Below are 13242 nucleotides of genomic sequence, written 5' to 3' on the forward strand. Positions count from 1 at the left end.
GGAACCTTTTTGTTTAATCAAATTTTAATTTTTTTAATGCGTCTGCGAACGGGTTATTTAATGGTTCTTCTTCTTTTCTCTGTTGTTTCATATATTTTTGAACGTCGCGTTTATCGGCTTTGTTTCCAGATTCTTTTTTACGTCGCTCTTGGAATGTTGATAATTTCTCACGATAGCCACATTTACATGCGAAAATTTGGCCTGCACCTTCACCACGTAATTCTAGTTTCTTCTTACATTGTGGACAGCGAGCGTTTGTTGTACGAGATACATTTTTACGATGACCACATTCACGATCTTGGCATACGAGCATTTTTCCCTTTTTGCCGTTTACTTCTAGCATTGGTTTACCGCAATCTGGACAAGACTTCGTTGAAATGTTGTCATGTTTATATTTTTTATCACTCGATTTAATTTCAGAAACAATTTCTTTCGTATAGTTCTTCATTTCAGAAATGAATACTTCTTTTTTCAGCTTACCTTTTGCGATAGCCTCAAGTTTTTGTTCCCATTCACCAGTTAGTGTAGGGGATTTTAACTCTTCTGGTACTAAATCAAGTAACTGACGGCCTTTTGAAGTAATATGAATATCTTTGCCACGTTTTTCAATTAAGAACGAATTGAATAGCTTGTCGATAATATCAGCACGTGTCGCTACAGTACCTAATCCACCAGTCGATTTTAACGTATCAGCAAGTTGTTTATTTTGCGTATCCATATATTTTGTAGGATTCTCCATTGCTGAAAGTAAAGTTGCTTCATTAAAGCGTGCAGGTGCTTTCGTTTGGCCTGATGTTTGCATAAGTAACTTTACAGTTAATGTATCGCCCTTTTCAATGTGAGGCAGAAGCTGCTCTTTTACGTCATCAGTTACATCATCGTCTTCAAATCGATTTTCGTATACTTCCTTCCAACCAGCATGTAAAATCGTTTTTCCGCGTGCAATGAACGTTTCACTACCAACTTTGGTACGTAATGTTAGTTGCTCGTATTCGAATGCTGGGAATAAAACAGCTAAGAAACGTTTTACAACTAAATCATAAATTTTGCGTTCTTTATCTGTGAATGCTGAGAAGTTAACGTATCCTTCTGTTGGAATAATCGCATGATGATCGCTTACTTTACTATCATCAACAAATGATTTGTTAGGTTTGATAGGCTTTTGTAATACTTTATGTGCGAAGGGACGGTATTCTCCAACACCACATGCTTTTAGACGTTCTGGAAGTGTTCCAACGATATCAGATGAAATGTAGCGTGAATCTGTACGAGGGTACGTTAGTACTTTATGCTGTTCATACAATTTTTGCATAATATTTAATGTTTCTTTAGCAGAGTAACCGAACTTTTTATTTGCATCACGTTGCAATTCAGTTAAATCGTAAAGACCAGGAGAGAATGACTTCTTCTGTTTCTTATCAATTTCCACAACAGTAGCATTATGTTTATCTAAACTTTTTACAATACCATCGATTTTTTCTTTATTAAAACTACGGCTATTGCCATTTGCATCTTGCCAAGTAAGTTTGAGCTTCTCCATTGTTTGAGCTTCGATGCCGTAGTAAGTTTGAGCTTTGAAGTTCTTTATTTCATCCTCACGACTAGCAATCATAGCGACAGTAGGCGTTTGTACACGGCCACAATTTAACTGAGCATTAAAGCGAGTTGTTAAAGCGCGAGTTGCATTAAGACCGATATACCAGTCAGCTTCTGAACGCGCAACTGCTGAAGCATATAAATTGTCATATGCCTTACCTGGTTTTAAATTTGCAAAACCATCTTTAATTGCTTTATCGGTTACAGAAGAAATCCATAAACGTTTGATTGGTTTATTTAGCTTAACTTTATCGATAATCCAGCGTGCGACTAATTCCCCTTCACGTCCAGCGTCTGTTGCTACAATAATTTCATTTACATCTTTTCTAAGTAGCTGACTTTTTACAGCATTAAATTGTTTACCAGTTTGTTTAATAACCGTTAATTTCAAACGCTCAGGTAGCATCGGTAAATCTTCTAAATTCCACTTTTTATATTTCACATCATAACTTTCTGGATCTGCTAATGTAACGAGATGACCTAAAGCCCAAGTTACAATATATTTATTACCCTCAAGATAGCCGTTTCCTTTTGTATCACACTTCAGTACACGAGCGATATCTCGTGCAACGGAAGGTTTTTCAGCGATTACAACGCTTTTTGACATATTAAAAACATCCTTTCAAATTTCCATAAGTTAAATATAGCATACATCTTCTTGAGATTCAGTTTCGCTCCATATTTGAGCTGTTTTTAATGGAGTGAACAAAATCCCAACTGATTAAAGTTTCACTTTATCAGTTGCTTCTATATTAAATAGAAAAGTAAAGAACTTGTTATTTTACTAGAATAAGAGTAGACTTTGAAGTAGATGAATAAGAAACACATGGGAGTTTGTGGATACAAACTGAGAGTATGGCTACTAGTCCGTCATTGACCATTTGAACCTGTTGGATAATGCCAGCGTAGGGAGAGTGTAAAAGCACATGTTCAGGCACTTTGCGTACGCGCAAAGTGTCTTTTTGTGTATCTCCCATCATTATAGTTAGGAGATGAAAAGGATGAATATGAAAGAAATTAGTAAAGTAGTGGATTTGGTGAGAGAATCTAATCCACTCGTTCATAATATTACAAATGTTGTTGTAACAAATTTTACTGCTAACGGTTTGTTGGCACTTGGGGCATCGCCTGTAATGGCGTATGCAAAAGAAGAAGTAGCAGAAATGGCGAGCATTGCTGGAGCGTTAGTATTAAATATGGGAACACTTCGTCCTGAGGAAGTAGAAGCGATGTTACTTGCTGGTAAATCAGCAAATGTGAACAATGTGCCAGTACTATTTGATCCAGTTGGTGCAGGAGCAACTTCGTATCGAACAGAAGTTGCGAGACATATTCCGGCTGAAATAGATTTAGCAATTATCCGCGGCAATGCGGCTGAAATAGCAAACGTTATTAATGAGAAATGGGAAATTAAAGGGGTAGACGCTGGTACTGGAAATGGCAATGTTGTAGGTATTGCAAGGCAGGCAGCAGACGAATTAAATACAGTTGCGGTTATTACTGGAAAAGAAGATGTTGTTACAGATGGAGAGAGAACTGTTCTTATTCGAAACGGTCACCCTATTTTAACGAAAGTTACGGGAACAGGTTGTTTACTAACGTCTGTAATAGGAGCATTTGTAGCAGTGGAAAAAGATTATGTAAAAGCAGCAGTAGCAGCATTAACGTTTTATGGTGTAGCTTCGGAACTGGCAGCTGCTAAGACCGTGGAAAAGGGACCTGGTAGTTTCCAAATTGAATTTTTAAATCAGTTAGCGAATACTACTGCTGGTGATATTGAGAAGTATGGAAAGATTGAGGAGTTAGAGTAAGGGGGATGAAACACATGATGCGCATTGAAACAAAGAAGATGTCTAAGTTATTACAAGTGTATTTTATTATGGGAAGTAATAACTGCACGAGGGATCCTCTAGCTGTATTGAAAGAAGCGTTAGATGGTGGAGTGACAATTTTTCAGTTTCGCGAGAAGGGGGAAGGTTCTTTAATCGGAGAAGATAGAGTGCGCTTTGCAAAAGAATTGCAGACGCTTTGTAAGGAATATAGTGTTCCTTTCATTGTAAATGATGATGTAGAATTAGCCATTGAATTAGATGCAGATGGTGTTCATGTAGGACAAGATGATGAAGGAATTACATCTGTTCGTGAAAAAATGGGAGATAAAATTATCGGCGTATCTGCTCATACAATTGAAGAAGCACGCTTTGCAATCGAAAACGGAGCAGATTATTTAGGCGTTGGACCTATTTTCCCAACGAGTACGAAAAAAGATACGAAAGCGGTTCAAGGAACGAAAGGATTAGCTTATTTTAGAGAACAAGGAATTACAGTGCCAATCGTTGGTATTGGTGGGATTACAATTGAAAATACAGCGGCAGTTATAGAAGCGGGTGCGGATGGTATTTCAGTTGTTTCAGCAATTAGTTTAGCTGAATCTGCATATGAAAGTACGAGAAAATTAGCTGAAGAAGTAAAGAGAAGTTTGTAGAAAAGGACATGTAGTATTTTAAGTGCTACATCGAGAAGTAGACTGCCCAAAAAATTTAAACAAACGTTTGATTAAAAAAGCACAAACCTTTTTAAATAAAGGTTTGTGCTTTTTCTCAGAGTGTTGGGAAACCCTTTAGGGTTCCCCACACTCTGGAATCATTTTGATTTTAGCGAATAAAAACAACATAAAATAATAGAGTTTCAAAAAAATAGCCCTCCACCAGACCTTTTTTGGTCAGATGGAGGGCTATTTTTTTCATGTTTTGACAAGTTGCGGTGAGATAAGCCTGCATTTGGACAGACTTCAGCCCCCGAAATCGAGCATATCGATAGCCATGTAGTTCTTTGGCATCCGCAAAGCTTCGCTCTATAGTTGAACAGCGTACTTTGTACAACTTTTTCCCTGTAACTGTTAGTTTGTTTTTTCTAGCGATATCCTTATATTTCTCCCATATATGATGAGTGATAACTTTTTGTTTTTGTTTCTTTGAAAAACATACCTCACGTAGCGGACAAACAGCGCAGTCTTCTGGGTTGGATTTATAGTGACGATATCCTTCACGATCCGTTGTCGCATACTCTAAAATACACCCCATCGGACAAGCAAATGCATTCATTTCTTCTACATATTTAAATTGGCTTTTTGGTACTTCTTTATTTCGTTTTCCAAATCGGCGATACCCCATCACCATAAATATATTTCTCTCCGATAATTTCTTACAGATATACCCTGTAAAATAGCCTGCATCAAGAGCTACAGCTTCCACTTTAAATCCGAATTTATCAATTTGAGCTTGTAGACGCGCTAAATATGGCTCGGAATCTGCCATATTTCCAGCCGTTACATAAGTATCTGTAATAATATTGTACTTCGCATCAGTCGTACGATGGTCTAAGAAATGAAAACCGTTCGGTTTTCCATCTCTCATTAAAAATCCACTATCTGGATCCGTAGTACTTATACGAGTTTTTTTAGTGGGAGTATCACTTTCCTTTCTGGGTTTTAATTCTTTTTTTCGTGTACCTCACGATCTTCAATTACCGCAGCTTCTAATTCATCTATATAAAACTTTGCCTTTTCTTTTTTATATTTATGTACAAACTTATTTTTATTAGCATTGGCCTTAATGTGCGTAGAATCTGTCATCAGCGCACGTCCTCCCACCATCCGGTGCTCTGTCGCTTGCCTCACGATCTCATCAAAAATTTCTTCGAAAATATTTGTATGAATAAAGCGAGTACGACGATTCCAACTGATTGTAGAATGATCCGGAATAGTATCTGATAGAGAAAACCCTAAAAACCAACGGTAGGCGATATTCGTTTTAATCTCTTTTTCCAATTGACGCTCCGAACGAATACCGTAAAAATATCCAATAAACATCATTTTAAATAAAACGATAGGATGGATTGACGGACGTCCATTGTTTTCACAGTAATAAGGGCGTAACTTCTCTTCAATAAAATCAAAACTAATTGTCGCTTCGATCGCACGAAGGAAATGATCTTGTGGAACCAACTCTTCTACAGAAACAGATACACGTTCATCACGATGATTTTTTAAAGCACCCATCATAAAAAATCTCTCCTTTACCTCTTTTTATCAGTGTTGACACATAAAAAGAGGTTCAGACACAAAAACAGACTTTCTCCACAGCCTGTAAAAAAGCACAAACCTTTTTAAATAAAGGTTTGTGCTTTTTCTTTAAAACATAATTGAAATTAAGAGCATTCCAATTCCGATAGAAGTAAATGTTGCAATTAAGCCTGGAATCATAAAGCTATGATTTAATACGTATTTACCAATACCTGTTGTACCGGTACGGTCAAAGTTAATGGCAGCAACGATTGTTCCATAGTTTGGAATGAAGAAATATCCGTTTACTGCAGGGAACATTGCAATCAGTAGTGCTGGTGGAATACCAAGGGATAGTCCAAGTGGCATTAAGGCACGTACTGTTGCTGCTTGGCTGTACAGTAAAATAGATAGAATGAATAGTGCGATGGCAAATAGCCAAGGTGCACTTGTTACTAAATGCTGAATAGATCCTTGAATCATATTTAAGTTTCCATTAAAGAAAGTATCTCCCATCCAAGCGATACCGAAAATAGCAACAACTGCTGTTGTACCTGCTTTAAAGACGTTACCAGACACAATGCTTTCTACATTTGGTTTACAGAAAATAATAATAAGAGCCGCGATAGTTAACATAACCATCTCAATTGTGTTCGGCATGGAAAGACGAGCTAACTTCCCATCAACTATCCATCCTGGACGAAGTGCTTCAAATGAACCAAGAAGTACAACAAGGAAGGTTCCTACAAGGAAAAGGATAACTGATAATTTTGCGCCCTTTACACCTACAAATTCTTTTTTCTCTTCAAGCTTAGGAATCATTCCTTCGTTTAATCGTTTTAAGTATTCAGGGTCTTCATTTAATTCTTTTCCCATCTTACTAGCAACGAATGCTGCTAACATACAAGCAATGAAAGTAGAAGGAATACTCACTTTTAAAATATCTAATAAAGTGATTTTATAGTCAGCTAACATTGCTAAAAGAGCAACTGTGGCAGCTGAAATTGGACTAGCTGTAATTGCTTGTTGAGAAGCGATTACGGCAATCGACATTGGGCGTTCCGGTCTAATCCCTGATTCACGAGAGACTTCTGCAATAACAGGAAGTACAGAATAGGCAACGTGACCAGTACCTGCACATAGTGTGAATAAATAAGTAACAATTGGAGCAAAAAAAGTAATACGCTTTGGATTTTTTCGTAATGCTTTTTCAGCTAGGTGAACAAGATAGTCCATTCCTCCAGCAGCTTGCAAAGCACCAGCGGCTGTAATTACTGCCAAAATCATAAGCATTACATCGATAGGAGGCGCGGTCGGTTGTAAGTGGAAGACAAAAACGAGTATTGCCATACCAACTCCACCCATTACTCCTAAACCAACTCCGCCTAGGCGTGCACCAATAAAAATACAGAGTAACAAGGTAAGAAATTGTAGCCAAAACATGATAAACTACCTCCGAAATTCATTAGTTAAGATATATTCGAATAGTTTAATTTGAATGAAAATTAAATAAATACCCGAAGAAATCCTTGTTATTTATACATTTTTTATTATATAACACAAAAAAAGTAACATTCACGTACTTTTTGAAATTATTTCGAAAAAGCAATTCGTTAAAAATTTGTATTTATATCTCTAAATAAGTAGACATTTTGATTTATATGTTGTAACCTTTGATAGAGAATATATGATTCTCATAGAACTCCCATATCGTTCAACTCGTTCAGCGAGAAAGGCAAACTGATGGAAACATGAGGACGCAAAACTACAGGAGCTAAGGTCGAAAGGCTATGCTAGCCAGTTACCGGACGGATAGGGTTGGTCTTGGCCAATGCGTTTACATTGGCTTTTTTTTATTCTCGAACATATTGAGAAACATCTTTAAACAAAATATTCATATATTTTGTTTTTTTGTTTAGAATCATTAAGGAAGGTGGATATTAATGAAAAAATATTGGCATAAGTTATCGTTCCTTCAAAAGAACGTCTTATTAACCGTATTAGTTATTTTGACACTTGTTGGAAGTATGGGCGCGTTAAGTTTCAACATGTTTCAAAATAGTATGATGTCTTTATTTGAAAGACAGTCTATTGAAACAGGAGAAATAGTGTTGAAAAAATTGGATGTAGAATTAGTTAGAGACATGGCGAAAGATCCTACAGCCGAAAAAGTGAAAAAAGAAAAGTTAACAGAGAAATTAGATGAAGTGTCAAAAGAATTGAAAAGTGTTGGACAAACGTATGTTACAGGAGCAAAGCCGAATGAAAAGCGAGAATTACAACTCGTTGGTTTGACTACAGAGTTAACAAATGCATTCCCTATAAAGCCGGGAGATTATTATGAACAACCCGCTCATTGGATGAAGGCATACGATAAGGTCATTGATACGAAAAAGGCCCAAATGACAGAAGTATATGAAGATGAAATAGGTTCGTGGGTGACAATATTAGAACCAATTACAGATGGAGAAAACAATATTGTTGCAATTATTGCGGCTGACTTAGATGCTTCCATTGTTCCTATTACAAAAGAGAAGTTTATGATACAGGGCTTACTCTTTATCATTATTTCATTAGCAATTGCGACTATTACTCAATTCTTTATCGTGCGTCACTCGCTAGCTCCATTAAAAGATTTACGAGAAGGATTACGTAAAATTGGTGAAGGTGATTTAAGTATTAAATTAAAAGAAAGACCAGATGATATTGGAATTATTAATGTTTATTTCAATAACACGATTGAAAAATTTAAAGGGATTATAGATAAAGTAAGGCAAACTGCTGAGCAAGTTTCTTCTTCTTCACAAGAATTGTCGGCGAGTACAGAGGAAAACAGTATGGCAGTTCAAGAGATTGCAAGTTCTATTGAAGGTTTAAGAGTAGGGGCACAGTCTCAAAAAACTTCAGTACAACAATGTTTAGGAATTGTACATGGAATGGAAGATAAGGTAGAAGAGATAACTGGGGCTGCAAAACAAGTTGCGGTTGCTTCTGAAGGTATGGAGCAACATTCAATTGAAGGTAATGAAGTGATTGGACAAATTATTAATCAAATGAGTTTAATCCAAAATGCAGTACAGGATTTATCTTCCATCATTTATTCGTTAGAAACAAGGTCAAAAGAAATTAGTGATATCGTAACTGTAATTACAGGTATTTCAAATCAAACAAATTTATTAGCTTTAAATGCTTCTATTGAGGCTTCACGTGCTGGAGCAGCTGGAAGAGGGTTTGCAGTTGTTGCTGATGAAGTACGAAAATTAGCAGAACAAACTGAAGCGTCTGCAAAAGATATAGCGAAATTAATTGGTGAAACACAAGCTGAGACAGAAGATGCTGTAGTTTCAATGCAAAAAGGTTCAAAAGAAGTAGAAACTGGAATTTCACTTGTTCAAAGTAGTGGAGATTTCTTTGAAAAAATTTCAAAATCAGCGCAATCTGTTACAGATCAAGTAAAAGCTGTCTCTGGTAATTCGAGTGACATTTTACAAAATAGCCAGAATATTGTTCAAGTCGTAAATGAATTATCACATATTGCAAATACTTATGCCAGCAGCAGTAGTAATGTTGAAGAAAGCATGAAAGAGCAAGAAATATCAGTACAAGATATTGCAGAATTAGCGACTTCTTTAAGTTGGCTTTCTCAGGAATTACAAGAGCTAATTGGTGAGTTTAAAAGTGAATAAGAAGAAAGATCAATTATAATCAAAGGGGGATCCCCCCCTTTGATTATGAATTGAACTAATTTGCCCGTTAATAAGGGATGAAAAAGGTGTGAATTTTCACACCTTTATTATATTTGAGAGAGGAATTTACATAAATATGAAATTAGCAATTTCTTATAATGAGATGGTAAAAGAATTTTTAGGAAAAGTAGAAGGAAGTATTAAAATACCTAAAGATGTGCAAGGAACAGAATTTGGGGTAAAAAGAAAAACTGAACTATTTCCAAATTTGACTCACATTGTAGATTTAATAGGAGCGACTGCAACGTGGTTATATCATATTTCTAAAGAAAAACATATTGTCGTGCTTTATCATGTAAGAGGAAGTTTATTTCCGATTACTATTGAAATTTCTAATTTTCTCTCCTATGAAAGTTTGAATTTACAGATTGAAGAGCAACTGGAACAAATTAAAGAAATGAATGAGGAAGAAATAGAAGAGTTTCAAAACGGTAATACATTATATGAAATGTCACCTATTATTATTGGTGAAACATATTATGAGCTACAAGACACGAATACATTACAATTTGTATTTAGTAAAAATATGCAAAGCGTAGAAATAATATTTAATAGTGTTAATTGGAAAGAGACAACGATTACTCGTTATGTACAACAAATACAAGGTGTTTTAATCGATACATCACAAAATACGAATAAATATATAAATAATTTTAATGTTATTACAGAGGCCGAGATGGCACTTTATAGTCAAGTGAATGATACGACAGCAGTATATCCTGAGAAAAGTATCGTCGATATGTTCTATAATACTGTTACTCAATTTCCAAATCGTATAGCTTTATCTTCAAGGGAAGGTACTTTAACTTATGAGGAGCTAAATAAAAAAAGTAATCAAATAGCTCATATGTTAATTAAAAACGGCGTCCAATTAGGAGACTATGTTGGAATATTTATGAAACGTAGCATAGACACAGTAGTAAGTATGGTAGCTATATTAAAAGCTGGTGCAGCGTATGTTCCGATTGATCCAGATTATCCGGAAAGTAGAATACAGTACATTATTCAAGATAGCCAAGCGAAAGTTATATTGATGAAAGAGACGCCTATAACATGTGATGGGGTTCAAACAGTTTCAATGTATGATAGTGAAACTTGTGAAGATATAGATGTAAAGTTGTCTATTCATTGTGATGATGTAGCTTATATGATTTATACATCTGGTTCAACAGGGAATCCAAAGGGAACGATGTTAGCACATAGAGGCGTTGTTAATCTGTACACTTGGATGCAAAAGCAATATGAATTGACAGAAGAGGATGTATTTGCCCAATTTCCTTCCTTTAGTTTCGATGCTTCTGTATGGGAGTCATTTGCTTCTTTATTCTGCGGAGGAAACTTGTATGTATTATTAGAGGAAGAGCGATTGTCTGTAGAAGCATTTGCACATGCAATCTATAAAGTGAAAGCAACTTCGATCTTGGCATTAGCAACAATTTTTGTTCGACAAGTAGCAACTTATTTAGCAGAAGAAGATATATATAAGCTAGCTTCCCTAAAAAGAATTGCGATTGGCGGTGAAATGTTGCCTGTAGAGGTTATTAAATTGTGGAGAGAAAGAATAGGTACAAATGTTGAAATTCATAATGTATACGGACCGACAGAATGTACAGTAGTGACGACAACTTATAAAATACCTAGTCAGTTAAATGAGGATGTTGCGAGTATTCCCATTGGTAAACCATGTTCTAATTATCAAGTTATGATTTTGGATGAGAATATGAATCTTTGTCCAATAGGTGTACCTGGTGAATTATATATAGATTCAGTAGGATTAGCAAAAGGGTATTTTAATAAGCCTAATAAAACAATTGAAGCTTTTATTCCGAACCCTTTTAATCCTATAGTTAATATATATAAAACGGGTGATATCGTTAAGTTGCTAGAGGATGGAAATATAGAGTTTTTACATCGGAAAGATGATCAAGTAAAAATTAGAGGACATCGTATTGAACTAGGAGAAATCCAAAGTAAAATTTCTCAAAATCATAATATAAAAGAAAATGCTGTTTTTGCTAAGAAGAGTAAGGAAGGTAGCCAATATTTAATCGCGTTCTATACAACTTTAAATAAAAAAGAAATACCAGAATTAGTTTATCAGTTACAAGAGCAATTACCAGATTATATGGTGCCATCTAAACTAATTTATATTAATGAATTACCACTTACACCTAATAAAAAGATTGATGTTAAGAAGTTAGCTCAGTTAGAAGAAAAGTATGAACCGGTTCGTCTACAAGAATATGTTGCACCTTCTAATAAAGCAGAAAAACAAATAGCGAACGCTTGGGCGGAAGTATTAGGAATTTCAAAAGTTGGAGTGCATGATGATTTCTTTACAATTGGTGGACATTCATTAAAAGTATTACGAGTCCTAACATTGTTAAAAGAAGATTTCTCACATTTAACCATTCAAGATTTCTTTAAAGAAAGAACGATATATGGATTAGCTCGAATTGAGCGAGAAGTAAAAGTAGAGAAAGAAGAAGTATTTCGTGAATATAAAGTGATTCACGAACCAGATACTATTACGTATGCAAATGCTTTGGAAGAAACCCAGATTTCAAATATTTTTTTAACAGGAGCTACTGGTTATTTAGGATCACACATATTATATGAATTGCTGAGAGATACATCTGCTACTATTTATTGTTTAGTAAGACCAACCAAAGATGTGCAGCAAAGAATTATAGATACATTAACAGGCTACTTTAATGATATATGTGAAGAATGGTTACAGCGTATACAGGCCGTAGCTGGCGATCTGGGAGAAGAGTATCTTGGGATGAGCGAAGAAGAATTTATGTTCATCAGTTCTAAGATGGATACGATAATTCATTGCGGTGCAGATGTAAGACATTTTGGAGATGTAAAACAATTTGAAAATATAAATGTACAAGGAACTAGCCGTATGCTAGCATTAGCGGAAAAAGATGCTACATTCCATTTTATTTCTACAATTGGTATCCCGTTAGAATTAGCAGTAGATCAATGGGATACATACATGAAAACTGGTGATTTTAATTACAGTGTAGACTTAGAGAATGTATATTCAAATAGTAAACTACAAGCGGAAAACATTGTTCGTGAAGCAATGAAAAATGGTTTGCACGGAAATATTTATCGTGCAGGTAATTTAGCATGTCATTCAGAAACAGGTTCGTTCCAACAAAATATTGAAGGAAACGCATTTTATCGTCTTATTAAAACAATGCTATTAATTGGAAAAGCACCAAATGTGAAGTGGAAAGTTGATTTCACACCAATTGATTTTGCTAGTAAATCAATTGTAACGTATGTACAAGATTCACAAATAGATGGAGAAACATTGCACATCTGTCATCCACATCAAATTGAGTTTGAACAATTTATACAGCTAATTGGAGTGTGTGGATACAATCTTGAAATGGTTCCACTTTCAGAATATGAAAATGCCGGACTTGAATTAGCAAAGGGAAATGAAGTAATAGCAGAGTTAATTGCTTCTCAAGTTGCAGGAGATGGAGCGCAGCAATCTGAAATTGTAATGGGTACGCGTAGAACGAATGAATGGATTAAGAAAAAAGAATTGATAGTACCAACAATTAATAAAGAATTTATTCAGCAGTTATTAGCTCATGGTGAAAAAGTTGGTTATTTTCCAAAAATAATAAAATGATTATGCATGCTTTTGTTTGTTCAATAAAATAAATCATGCTACAATGAAAACGAATTAAGGACCGGGGAGCCAATTGGCTGAGAGGATGTAAGTAAACATCGACCCTCAACCTGATCTGGATAATGCCAGCGTAGGGAGTTACTTAAAGTGATGTAGCATATGTTATTCTATAATAACTT

General features: G+C 35.3%; 7 protein-coding genes and 3 riboswitches. Of the genes, 4 read left to right on the forward strand and 3 right to left on the reverse strand.

Translation table 11 applies throughout. The features are described from left to right. Positions 1-13 precede the first annotated feature (13 nt). Positions 14-2203: a DNA topoisomerase III gene (topB, locus tag MHI26_RS02105; RefSeq protein ID WP_061666198.1), complete on the reverse strand. Its 2190-nt coding sequence runs from the start codon at positions 2201-2203 to the stop codon at positions 14-16. Between the two features lie 209 nt (positions 2204-2412). Beyond that, a riboswitch (TPP riboswitch) is annotated at positions 2413-2525 on the forward strand. 72 nt (positions 2526-2597) lie between these two features. Here topB and thiM point away from each other — a divergent pair. After that, positions 2598-3407, forward strand: a complete 810-nt coding sequence (thiM, locus tag MHI26_RS02110; protein WP_061666199.1) for a hydroxyethylthiazole kinase — start codon at positions 2598-2600, stop codon at positions 3405-3407. A 14-nt stretch (positions 3408-3421) separates the two neighbouring features. Continuing rightward, the gene (gene thiE, locus MHI26_RS02115) at positions 3422-4081 is read left to right on the forward strand and encodes a thiamine phosphate synthase (protein ID WP_061666200.1); all 660 of its coding nucleotides are present in this window, start codon (positions 3422-3424) and stop codon (positions 4079-4081) included. A gap of 169 nt (positions 4082-4250) precedes the next feature. Here the strand turns inward: thiE and MHI26_RS02120 are convergent. Together MHI26_RS02120 and MHI26_RS02125 are read right to left on the reverse strand one after the other, a co-directional pair. Beyond that, a protein-coding gene (locus MHI26_RS02120; RefSeq protein ID WP_097821175.1) for an IS1182-like element ISBth7 family transposase occupies positions 4251-5659 on the reverse strand; the annotation gives its coding sequence in 2 pieces (ribosomal slippage) (positions 4251-5101 and positions 5101-5659; 1410 coding nt in all). A 129-nt stretch (positions 5660-5788) separates the two neighbouring features. Further along, positions 5789-7102, reverse strand: coding sequence for an anaerobic C4-dicarboxylate transporter family protein (locus MHI26_RS02125; protein ID WP_061666201.1), 1314 nt, complete (start codon positions 7100-7102; stop codon positions 5789-5791). A gap of 281 nt (positions 7103-7383) precedes the next feature. Beyond that, positions 7384-7468: riboswitch (cyclic di-GMP riboswitch) on the forward strand. 134 nt (positions 7469-7602) lie between these two features. On the opposite strand from MHI26_RS02125, the gene MHI26_RS02130 reads away from it, so the two are divergent. Both MHI26_RS02130 and MHI26_RS02135 read left to right on the forward strand, forming a co-directional pair. Beyond that, positions 7603-9345 carry a methyl-accepting chemotaxis protein gene (locus MHI26_RS02130; RefSeq protein WP_000761082.1) on the forward strand — a complete coding sequence of 581 codons (1743 nt, stop codon included), beginning with the start codon at positions 7603-7605 and terminating at the stop codon, positions 9343-9345. A 136-nt stretch (positions 9346-9481) separates the two neighbouring features. After that, entirely contained in the window at positions 9482-13063 is a 3582-nt protein-coding gene (locus MHI26_RS02135) for a non-ribosomal peptide synthetase family protein (RefSeq protein WP_061666202.1), read from the forward strand. Positions 13064-13115: 52 nt separating this feature from the next. Then, a riboswitch (TPP riboswitch) is annotated at positions 13116-13217 on the forward strand. Positions 13218-13242 lie beyond the last annotated feature (25 nt).

Source organism: Bacillus sp. FSL K6-1218, from assembly GCF_038006445.1.
In the GTDB taxonomy this organism is placed as follows: domain Bacteria; phylum Bacillota; class Bacilli; order Bacillales; family Bacillaceae_G; genus Bacillus_A; species Bacillus_A thuringiensis_S.